This window comes from Mesorhizobium sp. BR1-1-15 (genome assembly GCF_020165475.1).
Lineage (GTDB): Bacteria > Pseudomonadota > Alphaproteobacteria > Rhizobiales > Rhizobiaceae > Mesorhizobium.
Window position 1 is genome coordinate 25,437 of the sequence record NZ_JAIUIF010000021.1, and the last position, 15,569, is coordinate 41,005.

General features: G+C 63.2%; 11 protein-coding genes. 10 read left to right on the forward strand and 1 reads right to left on the reverse strand.

Translation table 11 applies throughout. The features are described 5' to 3' along the window. Window positions 1-50: 50 nt before the first annotated feature. Window positions 51-1,310: a sarcosine oxidase subunit beta gene (locus LB541_RS25825; RefSeq protein ID WP_140495627.1), complete on the reverse strand. Its 1,260-nt coding sequence runs from the start codon at window positions 1,308-1,310 to the stop codon at window positions 51-53. A 455-nt stretch (window positions 1,311-1,765) separates the two neighbouring features. On the opposite strand from LB541_RS25825, the gene LB541_RS25830 reads away from it, so the two are divergent. From LB541_RS25830 to LB541_RS25875, 10 genes are all read left to right on the forward strand, one after another. Beyond that, a complete protein-coding gene (locus LB541_RS25830; RefSeq protein ID WP_140670260.1) occupies window positions 1,766-4,255 on the forward strand; it encodes a mechanosensitive ion channel family protein in 2,490 nt (829 codons plus the stop codon). A 154-nt stretch (window positions 4,256-4,409) separates the two neighbouring features. Beyond that, window positions 4,410-4,673, forward strand: a complete 264-nt coding sequence (locus LB541_RS25835) for a hypothetical protein (RefSeq protein WP_140521120.1) — start codon at window positions 4,410-4,412, stop codon at window positions 4,671-4,673. A gap of 205 nt (window positions 4,674-4,878) precedes the next feature. Further along, window positions 4,879-6,312, forward strand: coding sequence for a UbiA family prenyltransferase (locus LB541_RS25840; protein WP_224619884.1), 1,434 nt, complete (start codon window positions 4,879-4,881; stop codon window positions 6,310-6,312). Window positions 6,313-6,314: 2 nt separating this feature from the next. After that, complete coding sequence (locus LB541_RS25845) at window positions 6,315-7,667, forward strand: FAD-dependent oxidoreductase (RefSeq protein WP_224619885.1); 1,353 nt, start codon at window positions 6,315-6,317, stop codon at window positions 7,665-7,667. Window positions 7,668-7,790: 123 nt separating this feature from the next. After that, a complete protein-coding gene (locus LB541_RS25850) occupies window positions 7,791-8,240 on the forward strand; it encodes an EamA family transporter (RefSeq protein ID WP_140521117.1) in 450 nt (149 codons plus the stop codon). Next, window positions 8,237-9,244: an NAD-dependent epimerase/dehydratase family protein gene (locus LB541_RS25855; protein WP_140623252.1), complete on the forward strand. Its 1,008-nt coding sequence runs from the start codon at window positions 8,237-8,239 to the stop codon at window positions 9,242-9,244. The genes LB541_RS25850 and LB541_RS25855 overlap by 4 nt, the downstream gene beginning before the upstream one ends. Before the next feature lie 104 nt (window positions 9,245-9,348). Beyond that, on the forward strand, window positions 9,349-10,779 hold the full coding sequence (locus tag LB541_RS25860) for an aspartate aminotransferase family protein (RefSeq protein ID WP_181171562.1): 1,431 nt from the start codon (window positions 9,349-9,351) through the stop codon (window positions 10,777-10,779). An 11-nt stretch (window positions 10,780-10,790) separates the two neighbouring features. Then, window positions 10,791-12,023 carry a DUF2029 domain-containing protein gene (locus LB541_RS25865; RefSeq protein ID WP_140623489.1) on the forward strand — a complete coding sequence of 411 codons (1,233 nt, stop codon included), beginning with the start codon at window positions 10,791-10,793 and terminating at the stop codon, window positions 12,021-12,023. Then, window positions 12,020-12,778, forward strand: a complete 759-nt coding sequence (locus LB541_RS25870) for an FkbM family methyltransferase (RefSeq protein WP_140579823.1) — start codon at window positions 12,020-12,022, stop codon at window positions 12,776-12,778. Before LB541_RS25865 ends, LB541_RS25870 begins: the two co-directional genes overlap by 4 nt. Window positions 12,779-12,926: 148 nt before the next feature. Next, window positions 12,927-15,488, forward strand: a complete 2,562-nt coding sequence (locus tag LB541_RS25875; RefSeq protein ID WP_140521113.1) for an FAD-dependent oxidoreductase — start codon at window positions 12,927-12,929, stop codon at window positions 15,486-15,488. Window positions 15,489-15,569: the final 81 nt, after the last annotated feature.

Below are 15,569 nucleotides of genomic sequence, written 5' to 3' on the forward strand. Positions count from 1 at the left end.
TATTCCTGGTGCAGCCTTGCTTGGTGAAGCCTTGCTTGGAGAGATATTGTTCAGTGCAGTCTGGGATTGGCGCCCTGGCCTTTGTCGTCGATCACCAGGCCGCGATGGAAGCGGTCGAGCGTGAAGGGGGCGTTGAGGTCATGCGGCTCGTCCTTGGCGATGGTCCAGGCAAAGCACCAGCCGGAGGCGGGCGTCGCCTTGAAGCCGCCATAGCACCAGCCGCAGTTGAGATACATGCCGGGCAGGGGCCCGGTGGTGATGATGGGCGAGCCGTCCATCGACATGTCGCAGACGCCGCCCCAGGAGCGCAGCATGCGCACGCGGGCAAGCCCCGGGAACAGCGCCAGCATCTCGCTCATCACCTCGTCGACGATGGGCAGGTTGCCGCGCTGGGCGTAGCTGTTGTAGCCGTCGATGTCGCCGCCGTAGACGAGGCCGCCCTTGTCCGATTGCGACATGTAGAAATGGCCCATGCCGAACGTGACGACCGTATCGATGAAGGGCTTCAGCGATTCGGTGACGAAGGCCTGCAGCACATGGCTCTCGATCGGCATCGTCTCGATGCCGGCAAGCTGCATCACCCGGCCGGTGCTGCCGGCCACCGCGACCGCCACCTTCTTGGCGCGGATGTCGCCGCGTGATGTGGTGACGCCGGTGATGCGGTCGCCGTCGCGCAGGAAGCCGGTGACCTCGCAATTCTCGATGATGTCGACGCCGCGCCGGTCGGCGCCGCGCGCATAGCCCCAGGCCACGGCGTCGTGGCGGGCGGTGCCGGCGCGCCGCTGCATCAGGCCGCCGACCACGGGGAAGCGTGCATCACTGGAAATATCGAGCGCGGGGATCAGGCGCTTGATTTGCGCCGGCGTCATCAGTTCGGCGTCGACACCGAGATGGCGCATGGCGTTGCCGCGCCGTGCATAGTCGTCGAACTGGGCCGGCGTGTGCGCCAGGTTCAGGCAGCCGCGCTGCGAGAACATGACGTTGTAGTTGAGATCGTGCGACAGGTTCTCCCACAGCTTCATCGAATGCTCGTAGAAGCGGGTGTTGGCGGGCAGCAGATAGTTGGAGCGCACGGCGGTGGTGTTGCGGCCGACATTGCCGGAGCCGAGCCAGCCTTTTTCCAGCACCGCGACATTGGTGATGCCGTGTTCCTTGGCGAGATAATAGGCGGTCGACAACCCGTGCCCGCCGCCCCCGATGATGATGACGTCGTAGGATGCCTTCGGGTCCGGCTTGCGCCAGGCCGGCTTCCAGTCCTTGTTTCCCTTGAGCGCGTTCGCGAGCAGCGAAAGGGCCGAGTACTCTGCCATGGATATGATGTCCGTTTCGGGCGATGCGGCAGACTATAGAGCAGGCCGCACGCGCAAAGCCAATATTGCGCCATCGCCTTTCGACTGGCCGACGCTCCGGCCACCGCCAGATCAGCGCAGGTGCGGTCGGATCAGGGCAAACGAATCCGGGTTAACGGGTTCCTTCGACGGTACGCTGTTGATGGAGCATTGAACGGAAAACCCGCCTGTGCGGCGGGTCGTTGGCGCAACTCAGCACCATGACCGAATATCTACCATAGCTGCCTTCACCCAGTCAAGAAAAAATTCCTATCATAAAAAGTGCCGGCGCGCGGGATTGGCCGCCATCGGGCCCCTTGTTGCCCCGAGTTCGGAGCCCTGGCGGTCGGATGCGACGGCTTGCCCCATGATATGGCCGTCTTTATCAAGGACAGGCAAATTCAATTGCCATTGCCGCCTTGAGTCGCCAACAAATCATGTTTTTCAAATTGCTTCGTCTCGTCTTGATGTTCGCGCTTGTCGTTTCGGCGCCGCTTTCGTTCGATGCGTCGGCGCAAGGGCTTGGCCAGGCGCCTGCCGGACTGGTCGCCGACCAGCAGAAAATCCTTCAGGACCTGACGACCAAGACCGATAATTTCGACAAGAAGATCCAGCAGGACGGCGACGACGACGCCACTCTCGTCGATATCCGCCTGCAACTCGAGGAACTGTCGCGGCAATCGCTGAACAGCGCGCTGGCCTTCCGCACCCGCCTTAGCGAGATCAACAGCCGGCTCGAGCAGCTTGGCCCGGCACCCGCCGCAGGCCAGCCGCCGGAACCCGACATCGTCAGCACCGAGCGCCAGGCGCTGGTCTCCGAAAAGGCCGAGATCAACGCGGTCATCGCGCAGGCGCAGACGCTGTCGATCCGCATCAGCGGGATGATCGACAAGATCGGCAACATGCGCAGCGCGCTTTTCCGCAATCTCCTGACCAAGCGCTATGTGCTGTCGGATGCGCTGAGCCCACAGGTCTTTTCCGACGCCCGCGACGAGTTCGGCAATTTCTACAAGGCGGTCTCGTCCTGGCTGAGCTTCGCCTTCAGGTTCAAGTTCCAGGCCATTCTGGCGGCAACCTTCGTGGCGCTCGGGCTGGCCTTGGTGCTTCTGGTCGGCGGCAGGCGGTTGTTTGGACGGGTGTTCGAAGCCGATCCGTCCAATGAGGATCCGTCCTATCTCAGCCGCCTGTCGGTGGCTTTCTGGTCGACATTGCTGCCGACGCTGGCGGTCGGCGCCTTCCTGGGCTCGACGATTTTCTTTTTCAATTATTACAACGTTTTGCGCGGCGACATTGGCCTCTTCCTCAACGCGCTGGCGACCGTCATCGGGGTGGTGTTCTGCGTCAATCGGCTGGCCAATGCGGCGCTCGAGCCACGGCTGCCGAACTGGCGCCTGATCCCGGTCGAATCCGGCCCGGCGCGTTGGCTGGTGCGCCTGACCACCGCCATGGCCGTGGTCATCAGCGTCAACACCTTCCTGTCCGTCATCAACGACAAGATGGGATCGCCGCTGTCGCTGACGATCGCGCGCAGTTTCGTGGCCACCATCGTCGTCGGCATCATCCTGATCCTGATGGCGATGCTGCGGCCGTTCAAGGCCCGTGACGGCAGCTGGCGACCTTGGCCGGCATGGCTGCGCTACCTGGCGCTGGCTCTGGGGCTCTTCACCATCATAGCCGCCTTGCTTGGCTATATCGGCCTTGCGCTGTTCGTGTCGCTGCAGGTGGTGGTCACCGGCACGGCGCTCGTCACCGCTTATATCGGCTTCCTGTCGGCACAGGCGATCGGCGACGAGGGCGCCTTCGCCAATACGTCGGTCGGGCGCTGGCTGTCGGCCAATTCCAGCTACGAGGACACCGCGCTCGACCAGCTCGGCCTTGTCGTCAGCGTCGCCATCAATGTGATGATCGTGCTGGTCTTCCTGCCGCTGATCCTGTTGATGTGGGGCTTCCAACCGGGCGACATCCAGGCCTGGGCTTACAAACTGGCGACTGGGATTAATATCGGTTCGGTGACGATTTCGGTCACCGGCATCCTTTCGGGCATCGTCGTCTTCATCATCGGCTATTTCCTGACGCGCTGGTTCCAGGGCTGGCTCGACGGTTCGGTGATGGCGCGCGGCAAGGTCGACACGGGCGTGCGCAACTCGATCCGGCTGGCCGTCGGCTATGCCGGCGTGGCACTCGCGGCACTGATCGGCATCTCGGCGGCGGGCATCGATCTGTCCAGCCTGGCGCTGGTCGCCGGCGCGCTGTCCCTCGGCATCGGCTTTGGCCTGCAGAACGTGGTGTCGAACTTCGTCTCGGGCCTGATCCTGCTGGCCGAGCGGCCGTTCAAGGTCGGCGACTGGATCGTCGCCGGCGACATCAGCGGCACCGTCAAGAAGATCAGCGTGCGCGCCACCGAGATCGAGACCTTCCAGCGGCAGTCGGTGATCCTGCCCAATTCGAACCTGATCAACAACGCCGTCGGCAACTGGACGCACCGCAACAAGCTCGGCCGCATCGACATCAAGGTCGGCGTCGCCTATGGCAGCGACGTCAAGCAGGTGCACGCCGTCCTGCTCGAGATCGCCCGCGGTCATCCGCTGGTGCTGAAGAACCCCGAACCCTTCGTGCTGTTTTCCAATTTCGGGCCTGCCGCGCTGGAATTCGAGATCCGCGTGTTCCTGGCCGATGTGATGAACGGCAATATCGTGCAGAACGACATCCGCTTCACCGTGCTGGAAACATTCAGCGACCAGCATATCGAGATACCCTCGACGCCACGCGCCGTCGTCGAGCCCAAGCATGCCAAGGCCTGGCCGACCGACGACGACAAGATCGAGGCCGATTTCGCCGAGCAGGAACGAGCAAAGGCGGAGGCCGCGGCCGAGGCCAAACGTCTAGCCAGATCGGGACGCAAGGCGAAGAAGCCTGATCCGGATTAGATCGGCGATCGGAAGGTTTCAGGCCGTCGAAACCAATTGCGGCATGAATGCGGCATTCAGTTGCGGTTCAGCTTCCATCTCATATAAGCTCCCATGCAAAGGCGAGAATGCCTTGCGAAATGCAACAGAGGCGGTGGGAACACCGATATTGCACATGTGGAAGTCTCTCGTCGCTGCCGTCGCCTTGCTCGCCGTGAGCGGCTCGGCCCATTCCGCCAGCGCGGTCAACAAGGACGCCGAGACCCGCACGCTGATCGTGACGGAAGGTGGCAGCAAGACCGACCTGGCGTTGGCCGCCGGCGAAACCGTGGAATTTTGCCCGAATGGCTGTTTCGTCACCTTGCCCAATGGCGACCTCGAAGCCCTGACCGGCTCGGAAACGGTCGAGATCTCGGGCGGCGTCGCCCGCATCAAGTAATTTCGACGGCATGCCTTGAAAGGCCGGACATTTGTCCGGCCTTTTATTGTTTTCGGTAGCGGTTGTTTAACAATGACGCCGGAAATACCGCGGCGACAGCCGCCCACAACCGGGCGTTTTAACGTTCGTTACGCCATCTCCCCGCTATACGTCTTGCGAAGACGCCGACAAACGGCGCGGCGGGTTCGAGGCAGGGCAGGACGACATGGACGCGCGGTCCGACGGAAACGCAATACCGCTTGCGGTCGATCTCGACGGAACGCTGATCGCGACCGACCTGCTATGGGAAGGACTGTTCATCCTTCTCAAGAAGAACCCGCTCTACATTTTCCTCGTGCCTTTCTGGGCCGCCGCCGGGCCGGCCCGGCTGAAGCAAGCCATCGCCCAGCGCGTCGATATCGATCCCGCGTCGCTGCCTTACCGCGCGCCATTGCTCGACCGCATACGGGCCGAGCATGCCGAAGGCCGCAAGATCGTGCTGGCGACAGGCACGCCGCGCAAATTCGCCGACGCCATCGCTCGCCACCTCGGTGTCTTCGACAGGGTGCTGGCGACGGACGGGGTCGACAATCTGACTTCCGGCAAGAAGCGTGCCTCGCTTATTGCGGCCTATGGCGATGGCGGCTTCGATTATGCCGGCAACAGCCGCCATGATCTCAAGGTTTTCGATGCGGCACGCAGCGCGATCGTGGTGGCGCCGGATCGCCACGCCGCGCGCTGGCAGGCTGCGCATGGCGCCGAAACCATGTCGGCGCCGAAACCGACACTGCGTACCATCGTCAAAATGCTGCGCGTGCATCAGTGGCTGAAGAATTCGCTGATCGCGGTGCCGATGGTGCTGTCGCACGAATATTTCAACGCCGGCATGATCTGGGAGTGCGTGCTGGCGTTCATCTCGTTCAGCGCGGTGGCGTCGGCCATCTACATCCTCAACGACTTCTTCGACCTGGCGCTTGACCGCAAGCATGCCACCAAGCGTAACAGGCCATTCGCCAGCGGCGCGCTCTCTATCCCGTTCGGGATCGGCGCGATCGCGGTGCTGCTGGCGATCGGCATCGGCACAGGGCTGTTTCTGTCGCCCGAATTCCTCGCCGTGCTCGGCGGCTACATGGCTGTCACCATGGCTTATTCGCTGTCATTCAAGCGCATGCTGCTGGTCGACGTGCTGACGCTGGCCGGCCTCTACACGATCCGCGTTCTGGCGGGCGCGGCCGCGACCGGCGTCGAGGTCTCGTTCTGGCTGCTCGCCTTCTCGATCTTCTTCTTCCTGTCGCTGGCGCTGGTGAAGCGCTTCGTCGAATTGCGCACCACGGCCATTCCACCCGGCGAGCGCATTGCCGGGCGCGGATATCGCACCGAGGACCAGGAGATCGTCGCCCAGGCCGGCATGGCTTCGGCCTTCTCCTCGGCACTGGTGCTGGCGCTCTACATGGACAGTGTCGCGGTGCGTGAGCTCTACCCGCATCCCTGGCTGATCTGGCCGCTGCCGCCGATCGTGCTTTATCTCACCATGCGGGTCTGGATCCTGGCGCGTCGCGATGAGATGCATGACGATCCGGTCGTGTTCATCATCCGCGACTGGCGCAGCCAGATCGTGGTGCTGATCGGCGCCGTGCTGCTGGTGATTGGGGGCTGGTAGACATGGCCGGCGAGCGCTTCGACAGCTTCGGGCGCGCGACGTTGCCCACGCCCCGCGTCATCGGCATCGATGACGCGATCGTGTTGCTGAAGGGCGGCCAGGCCAGGCAAGCCTCGCTGCTTGCCTATGGCAATGGCAGATCCTACGGCGATTCCTGCCAGAACGAGGCCGGCGCGGTCGTCGACATGCGGCCGCTGAACCGCATCCGCGCCTTCAATGCCGAGACCGGCCTTCTCGAAGCGGATGCGGGCGTGCTTTTGTCCGACATCATTGCCCACGCCGCGCCCTACGGCTTCTTCCCGGCAGTCGTTCCGGGCACGCAGTTCGTCACGCTCGGCGGTGCCATTGCCAACGATGTCCACGGCAAGAACCATCACCGGCGCGGCACGTTCGGCTGCCATGTCGAAAGCTTCACGCTGCTGCGGTCCGATGGACGGACCTACCGCTGTTCCGCCACGGACAATCCGCGGTTGTTCCGGGCGACGATCGGCGGCATGGGGCTGACAGGCCTGATCCTGTCGGCCTCGATTCGGTTGATGCGGGTGCATTCCCTCGACATCATCGAGAAGGTGACGCCGTTTCGCGACCTGGGCGAGTTCTTCGACCTGGCCGAGGCGGCGGACCAGGCCAATGAATATGCCGTCGCCTGGATCGATCAGCTCGCCGGCGGCCGGGGCAGCGGGCGCGGCCTGCTGTTCACGGGCAATCACGCCGAGCATGGCTCGCATACCGCCGCGCGCGCCGGCGGCAATTTCGCGGTGCCGTTCCAGCCGCCGTTCAATGTGCTCAGCCGACCGTTCCTGAGCGCCTTCAATGCGGCCTACCGATGGAGGAAGGGCCGCTCTGCCGCGCCGCGCCAGGTCGGTTACCAGGGCTTCTTCTTCCCGCTGGACGGCGTGCGCGATTGGAACAGGCTTTACGGTCCGAACGGGCTGTTCCAGCACCAGAGCGTTGTGCCGGAAGAAGCCGCGCGTGAAGCGGTGCCGGCGCTGCTCGCGGCTGCCAGGCGGGCGGGGCAGGGCTCGTTCCTCACTGTTCTGAAACGCTTCGGCGGCGTCCGATCCCCGGCGCTGCTCTCCTTCCCGCGGCCTGGCTACACGCTGACGCTGGATTTCCCCAACAGGGGAGCCGCGACCCTGGCATTGCTGGATGAACTCGACCGCATCGCCATCGGAGCCGGCGGAGCGGTCAACCCCTACAAGGATGCGCGCATGAGTGCCGCAACCTTCGCCGCGTCCTTTCCGGAGTGGTCGCGGCTGGAGGCGCAGCGCGATCCGGCCTTCATGTCCGGCTTCTGGGCGCGCACCGCGAAAAACATCGACCTGGGAAGGCGGGGCGCCGAGGCCGCCGAATAGATAAAATTGAAATGGATCTTGGTTAGCGACTGGTTAACGAGGAGATTTACTCAAAATATCCTTGTGAGTTCACGAAATCTTTTCGGGTTTGTAATAGAAGGCGTCACGGGTGGGTGAGCAGCTATGAAATATATCGTCTTCATTCTCTTTACGGTCATGACCAATGCGGCCGCGCAGCTGATGCTGAAGCAAGGCATGATGTCGCTTGGACCGATCTCGTTCGAAGGCGCCAACCCGCTTATCAGGCTTTTGCAGATCGTCTTCAGCCCCTGGGTGTTCCTCGGCCTGTGCACCTTCGTCATTTCCATGGCCTCGCATCTCTACGTGCTGTCCAAGGTCGAGCTTTCCTTTGCCTACCCGTTCCTTAGCCTCGCCTATGTCGCCGTCGCGGTCTTCGCCTATTTCGTCTTTCGCGAGGACCTCAATGGCTGGCGCATCGCGGGTATCGGCTGCATCTGCGTGGGCACGGTGCTGATCGCCCAAAGCGGCCGAGACCTGGGTGACCACGGGCATGACGAGCAGACCGTTTCCATCACCTCCGACAAGATCGGCACCAGCGAGATCGTTCGATGAGACATGTGATTTTCGGCGGCGACGGCTTTGTCGGTCGCCACCTTGCCCCGAAGCTCGTGGCGGATGGCGAGGAGGTTGTCGTCGCCGACATCGTCAAGAGCGATCTTGCGCATTATCGCAACGCCGGCTTCATCCATTGCGACGTGACCGATCCCGCATCGGTGGCGGCGGTCGGGCTGAAGGCCGATGACATGATCTACAATCTGTCGGCAAAGATGCTGTCGCCGATCCAGGTGCGCGCCAAGCGGCACGATTTCTTCTTTCCGGTCAATTTCCATGGCACCGAGCATATCATGCAGGCGATGGACAAGGCCGGCGCACCCAGGCTTGTCCACTACACGACCGACATGATCTACGGCCATACGGTCACCTTCCCGATGACCGAGGAGCATCCGGTCGCGCCGCTCGGCGAATATGGCTGGTCGAAGCAGAAGACGGAGGAACTGGCCGCCGAATGGCGCAAGCGCGGCATGTCGATCTCGCTGTTTCGTCCGCGCCTGATCATCGGTCCCGGCCGCCTCGGCATCCTTGAAAAGCTGTTCAAGCTGATCGACTGGAACCTTCCGGTGCCGCTGATCGGCTCGGGCCGGAATCCATACCAGTTCATTTCTGTTTTCGATTGTGCGGAAGCGGCCCGCGCGGCCTGGAAAGCCGGCGTACCGAACGAGGCCTATAATCTGGGTTCGCTCAACCCGCCGCCGGTCAGGAAATTGCTCGGCGACCTGATCAGGCATGCCGGTTCGAAATCGATCCTGATCCCGACACCGGGCTGGGCGGTGAAGCGCACGCTGGACCTGCTCGACCTGATGAACCTGCCGATCATGGATCCGGAGCAATATCTGATCGCCGACGAGGAGTGCGTGCTCGACGTCTCCAAAGCGGGACGCCAGCTCGGCTGGGTGCCGCAACATCGCGACGAGGACATGCTGATCGCCGCCTACAGCGAATACCGCGCCAGGAAGGCCGGCCACGCCGTCGCCACCAAACATGTGCCCGCCGAATAGCAGCCCGCCAACAGTTTCATTTGCGCACGATCCCCGATCCTGCGCGCGGACAGGAGATTGAAATGACCGTCATGGCCAAGCCCGATCAGGCGAGCGCACGCACCATGGTCAGCGCGCCGGCGCTGTCGCCAGCCACCATCGCCAAGCCTGACCTGATCAGCGTCGAGCAGGCCAAGGCGATGGACGTCGCTGCGATGACGGACCTGTTCAAGGCGCATCTCAACCCGGGCCAGCTGCATTTCATGAAGCTGCTCGGCTTCCACAAGGTCAAGATCGAGCGCGCCGAGGGCATGTTCTACATCGACCAGAACGGCCGCAAGATCCTGGATTTCTTCGGCGGCTTCGGTTCGCTGGCCTTCGGCCACAACCATCCGCGCATCCTCGAAGCGCGGAAAAAATTCCAGGAGGAGAAGCGCCAGGAGATCGCCATCGCCTTCATGTCGCAATATGCGGCCGCGTTGGCCCACAACATCGCCAAATGTTCGCCCGGCGATCTCGACATGGTGTTTCTGGGCTCGTCCGGCTCGGAAGCGATGGAAGCGGCGGTAAAACTCGCCGAGCGTGCCGCCGGTCCGAAGCGGCCCAAAATCGTCTATGCCGAGAATTCCTTCCACGGCAAGACCAAGGGTGTGCTGGCGATCACCGACGGCCAGCTCTACCGCGCCGATTTCAAGGTGGCCGACAATGCGGTCCGGATTCCGTTCGCCGACATCGAAGCGGTCGAGCGCGCATTCCGCTCCGATCCCGAGATCGGCGTCATCGTGCTGGAAACCATCCAGGGCGGCGGCGGCATCATCCAGGCGCCCGCGGAATATTGGCAGAAGCTGCGCGCATTGTGCGATCAATACGGTGTGCTGTGGGTGGCCGACGAAGTGCAGTGCGGCTATGGCCGCGCCGGCCGCTTCTATGCCTTCGAACATTATGGCGTCGTTCCCGACGTGACGGCGCTCGCCAAGTCGCTCGGCGGCGGCAAGGCGGCGGTCGGCGCGATGGTCGCCAGGCGCGAGATCTATATGAAAGCCTATGGCACGCCGAAGACGGCGATGATCCATGCCATGGCGACTTTCGGCGGCATGGGCGAGGCCTGCGTCACCTCGATCGAAGCGCTCAACGTTCTCTATGACGAGGGCCTGATCGACAATGCCGCCGCTACCGGCGAGTACCTTTTGCAGCGCCTCCAGGCACTGAAGGACAAATACCCCAAGATCATCAAGGACGTCCGCGGCAAGGGGCTCATGATCGGGCTCGAGTTCCATGATTTCTCGCAGACCTTGCCCACGGTGTTGCGGCCGGTGGTCAGCGTGCTTGACGACAAGCTGAAGGGCTCGCTGTCGGGCTTCGTCGGCGCGCTGCTGCTGCGTGACTATGACGTGCTCGTCGCCTTCACCGAGTACAACCGCAACGTCATCCGGCTCGAGCCGCCGCTGATCTGCCAGCGCGAGCATGTCGACCGGTTTGTCGATGCTTTCGACAGCCTTTTGTCGCGCGGCATTGTGGGAATCGTGAAGGATTTCGTCAAAAGCCAGGTTCGTTGAGCCCCACGACGATGCTGACCAAGTCGCCCACTCCGCAAAACCCGCTCGACCGGCTCACAGCGGCCGGCCTGGCGTGGGGTGAGGGGACCTATGCGCGGCTGGCGGCACCCATCGGCGCGGCGGCTTTCGCGCTCTACATCCTTTTGACGGCGCTGACGGCCTGGTTGATGCCCGATTCTAATTGGGACATGCTTCCCTATCTCGCCATATCAGAGGAAGGCACATACCCCGATGCGCAGGCGCTGCATGATTATGCCTACAACACCGTCAAGGCCGGGGTCTCGGCAGGTGACTACAAGACGCTGACCGATGATGGCGGCGGCTTCCGCAGCCACATGGCGGAGAATGCCGCCGACTTCCATTCGCTGCTCGGCATGTACCGGATCAAGTTCCTCTACGCCGAGATCCTGTCGACGCTGAGCGCGGCGATGTCGCCGGTCGAGGCGATGCGGCTGGTGCAGGTAGCCTCGGTGCTGCTGTTCGGCGCGATCACGCTGCTCTGGCTGCGCTCGGAAAAGGCCCTGGCGCTGGCGCCGGTGATCGGCGCGGTGTTGATCATGGCCGATTTCGGCGATGCGGCGCGCGCCTCGACGCCGGATCTGCTGACTTCGGCACTGCTGCTCGGCGGGCTTTACGCCTATGTCAGGGGCCGCGAGGCGGCGACGGCGATCCTGCTCTTCCTCGCCTTCATGGTGCGGCCGGACAATATTGTCTTTCTTGCCGTTTTCGCCGTTCTGCTCATCGCCTTCCGGCAGAAGGCATGGGGTGCGCTGGCCGGTTTTGCGGCGTCTTTCGTCGCCTATTTCGCTATCTCGCACTGGGCACATCATCCTGGCTGGTGGCCGCATCTGTGGTTCTCCAGCGTCGCGCAGCACTACAACATGGACGGATTCGAGCCGCCGTTCTCGGTCGTTGCCTATCTCAAGGCATTTGCCGCATCGCTGCTGCGCGCCGTCAACCTGAACAGCTGGGTTGGCGTCTCGGTGCTGGCGCTGGCCGGCTGGTACGCGGCCGGCCGGACCGGCTTCCGGCTCGACCGACGCGCCGGCATTCTGTTTGCCGCGCTCGTGCTCGGCGCGCTGGCGAAATTCACCGTCTTCCCGATCCACGACACGCGCATCTATTTCCCGCATCTGGTCCCGCCATTCCTGCTGCTGGCCACCCCTTTCATGGCGCTGTGGGTGACAGTCGCCCGCGGCCAGCACCGCGCCGCCTTGCATCCAATTCCCGGAGACACGCCATGAGTTCGCTGTCCAGCCTGACGCGCATAGCGCTGTCGCTTGGCCTTCCGGCTGGTTTGCTCGACCGCGGTCCGTCGCTGCGCGGCACGAAATTCCTGGCCGGGGCGGCACTGAAAGCGCGTTTCGGCGGGACAAGGCGGCCCTTCCAGATGGTCAATGTCGGCGCCTGCGACGGCGCCCTGTTCGACGATGTCACACCCTGGCTGCATCGCATACCGGGCGCCCGTGCCCTGCTGGTCGAGCCGATCCCCTATAACCAGAAGCGCCTGCGCGCCAATTATCCCGATACCAGCCGCTTCATCATCGAGCCGGTTGCCGTCACGAAAATAAGGGGGACGATCACCGTCCACACCTTCGATGCCGCCGCGCTCGAGGCCGGCACGCTGCCGATCGAGTTCATCGGCTGCTCCTCGGTCACCGACACCAACCTGATGTCGGGCAAGAATGCCTGGGGCGAGGATGACGTGAATTTCAACAAGTTCGCGCCGTATCTCAGGGACATCGAAGTGCCATCCGAGACGTTGCAGACATTGCTCGACCGCAACGGCATAACCCATATCGACGCCTTCCTCGTCGATTGCGAGGGCGCAGACTGGATGGTCTTCGAGCAACTCGATCTCCAACGCTACCGTCCGGGCATGATCAAGGTCGAGGTCGGCGCACTGCCCGCTCAGGAGATCGGCCAGGTCGTGGTCAAGCTCAAGACCGCCGGCTACCAGGTCGGTTTCCAGGCCGAGGACATCTGGGCCTTCGCCTGACGGCAGCGATTTTCCTGATCCAAGTCGGGTCGCGACGCATCCGCGGCGTGTCGCAAACAGGCGGTAGCGCGCTCATCGTCGTCTGCATATTGTGCGCCGATCAGACGGGCGCCGACGCCGCCCGCAACAGCACTTGGAGTCGCGGGCAATGGCAGAGTTTCCGAACAAGGCGAAGGTCGTCATCATCGGCCTGGGTGGCATTGTCGGCGCGTCGATCGCCCATCACCTGATCGAACGCGGCTGGGACGACATTGTCGGTATCGACAAATCAGGCATCCCGACCGACATCGGCTCGACGGCGCACGCTTCCGACTTCTGCTACACCACCAGCCACGATTTCCTGTCCTGCTGGACGACGCTCTACTCCATCGATTTCTACGAGAAGATGGGCCATTACGCGCGCATCGGCGGCCTCGAAGTCGCGCGCGTCGGCGATGACAGCCGCATGGACGAAATCAAGCGCAAGATCGCTTCGGCCAAGGCTTTTGGCACGCGCGCCCGGCTGATCGAACCCGCCGAGATCAAGGAGAAATTTCCGCTCATCGAAGAGGCAATGGTGCAGGGCGGCCTGTGGGATCCCGACGCCGGCCTGGTCATCCCGCGCTCGCAGACGGTCGCCGGCAAGCTCGTCGACCAGGCGGAAGCCTCGGGCAAGCTCAAATCCTTCGCCAACACGCCGGCCCGGTCGCTCGTCGTCAAGGACGGCCGCATCAGCGCCGTGGTGACCGACCGCGGCACCATCGAGGCCGACTACGTCATCGTCTGCGCCGGCATCTGGGGCCGGCTGATCGCCGAGATGGTGGGCGAGGACCTGCCCGTCATGCCGATCGACCATCCGCTCACCTTCTTCGGGCCCTACAACGAGTTCGCCGGCACGGGCAAGGAGATCGGCTGGCCGCTGCTGCGCGACCAGGGCAATTCGGCCTATATGCGCGACACCGGCGACCCCAAGACCGCCGAGGGCGGGCAGATCGAATGGGGTTATTACGAAGAGACCAATCCGCGCCTTTGCCATCCGCGCGACCTGCTCGAGAAGGACCAGGCCCGGCTTTCGCCTTCGCAGCGCGATCTCGACATGGAGCAGATCCTGGCGCCGCTGGAGCGCGCCATGGAACTGACGCCGATCCTGGGCGAACTCGGCTACAACGAAAGCCATTCCTTCAACGGCCTGCTGCAGGTGACGGCGGATGGCGGCCCGTCGATGGGCGAGAGCCAGAAGGTGAGGGGGCTGTGGTATGCCGTTGCCATCTGGGTCAAGGACGGCCCGGGCATGGGCAAGCTCATCGCCGACTGGATGACGGACGGCCGCACCTCGATCGACCATCACGCCATCGACTATGCGCGCTTCTATCCGCACCAGACCAAGGAGCAGTTCATTTGGGATCGCTGCACCGAGACGGCGATGAAGGTCTACAATCCCGCCGTGCACCCGCGCGAGCCCTTCTCCAAGGGCCGCAACATAAGGCGCTCGCCCTTCTGGGAGCGCGAGAAGGAACTCGGTGGCTATTTCATGGAGCTGGGCGGCTGGGAGCGCGCGCACGGCTATGCCGCCAACGAGCATCTTCTGGAGAAATACGCCAACCGGGTGCCGGTGCGCGAGAACGAATGGGACAATCGCCATTTCTGGCGCGTGTCCAATGCCGAGCATCTGGCGATGAGCGAAGACTGCGGCATCGTCAACCTGTCGCACTTTTCGATGTATGACATCGAGGGACCTGACCACGTCGCGCTGCTGGAGTGGCTGTGCGCGGCCAAGATCGGCGGCGACAACAATATCGGCAAGGGCATCTACACCCACTTCCTAGACGAGGAAGGCATGGTGCGCGCCGACTTCACGGTCATCCGCATGGCCGACCGCTGCCGTTTGATCGATGGCGCGGACGCCGGCCCGCGCGACTTCCAGTACATGCGCCGCACCGCGCAGGATAAAGGTTTCGATGTCACCATCACCGATGTGACGGAAAAATACGTCACCATCGGCATCTGGGGCCCGAACGCGCGAGCAACCCTGCAAAAGGTGGTCGAGAATCCCGAGGGCCTTGCGCTGGAGAATTTCCCGTTCGCCGCGATCAAGCCGATCCGGATCGCCGGCAAGGACGTCACCGCCTTCCGCATCTCCTATGTCGGCGAACAGGGATGGGAACTGCACATGCGCTACGAGGACGGCCTGGCCGTCTGGGATGCGCTGCGCTCGACCGGCGTCATGCCGTTCGGCGTCGAGACCTATGCCAATACGCGGCGCATGGAAAAGAGCCTGCGTTTGCAGAATGCCGATCTGCTCACCGAGTACAACCTGCTCGAGGCCGATCTTGCCCGCCCGAAAGTCAAGGAGAACGACTTCTGCGGCAAGGCCAAGCACCTGGAATACCGCGCCCGCGAGCACCAGCCGGCGATGCTGTGCACGCTGGTGATGACCGAAAACACCGATTCCAAGGGTGTGGCGCGTTATCCGGTGGGCACGATGCCGGTGCTGGACCCCGAGACCGGCGAGACGCTGGTCGACGAACTCGGCCGCCGTTCCTTCACCACGTCGGTCGCTTACGGCCCGACCATCGGCAAGAACATCGCGCTCGCCTATCTGCCATGGGCCTATGCCCAAGAGGGCCGCAAGCTGAAGGTGGAGTATTTCGGCGAGACCTATCCGGTCGAGGTCGCCGGGGTCGGCTACAAGCCGCTCTACGATCCGGAGAATCTGAAGCCGAGAAGCTAGGCAACCTCCCAGCAGGGCTCGTGAGCAAATTTTGATAAGCCCGGCGGCTATGGTCGGGCTTTTCTCTTTTTCGGCTGGCGA

Excerpts from the sequence above, each read along its gene's own strand:
- LB541_RS25870 (WP_140579823.1), top strand. The coding sequence starts at position 12,020 with ATGAGTTCGCTGTCCAGCCTGACGCGCATAGCGCTGTCGCTTGGCCTT.
- LB541_RS25845 (WP_224619885.1), top strand. The coding sequence starts at position 6,315 with ATGGCCGGCGAGCGCTTCGACAGCTTCGGGCGCGCGACGTTGCCCACG.
- LB541_RS25875 (WP_140521113.1), top strand. The coding sequence starts at position 12,927 with ATGGCAGAGTTTCCGAACAAGGCGAAGGTCGTCATCATCGGCCTGGGT.
- LB541_RS25840 (WP_224619884.1), top strand. The coding sequence starts at position 4,879 with ATGGACGCGCGGTCCGACGGAAACGCAATACCGCTTGCGGTCGATCTC.
- LB541_RS25830 (WP_140670260.1), top strand. The coding sequence starts at position 1,766 with ATGTTTTTCAAATTGCTTCGTCTCGTCTTGATGTTCGCGCTTGTCGTT.
- LB541_RS25825 (WP_140495627.1), bottom strand. The coding sequence starts at position 1,310 with ATGGCAGAGTACTCGGCCCTTTCGCTGCTCGCGAACGCGCTCAAGGGA.
- LB541_RS25855 (WP_140623252.1), top strand. The coding sequence starts at position 8,237 with ATGAGACATGTGATTTTCGGCGGCGACGGCTTTGTCGGTCGCCACCTT.
- LB541_RS25865 (WP_140623489.1), top strand. The coding sequence starts at position 10,791 with ATGCTGACCAAGTCGCCCACTCCGCAAAACCCGCTCGACCGGCTCACA.
- LB541_RS25850 (WP_140521117.1), top strand. The coding sequence starts at position 7,791 with ATGAAATATATCGTCTTCATTCTCTTTACGGTCATGACCAATGCGGCC.
- LB541_RS25835 (WP_140521120.1), top strand. The coding sequence starts at position 4,410 with ATGTGGAAGTCTCTCGTCGCTGCCGTCGCCTTGCTCGCCGTGAGCGGC.
- LB541_RS25860 (WP_181171562.1), top strand. The coding sequence starts at position 9,349 with ATGGTCAGCGCGCCGGCGCTGTCGCCAGCCACCATCGCCAAGCCTGAC.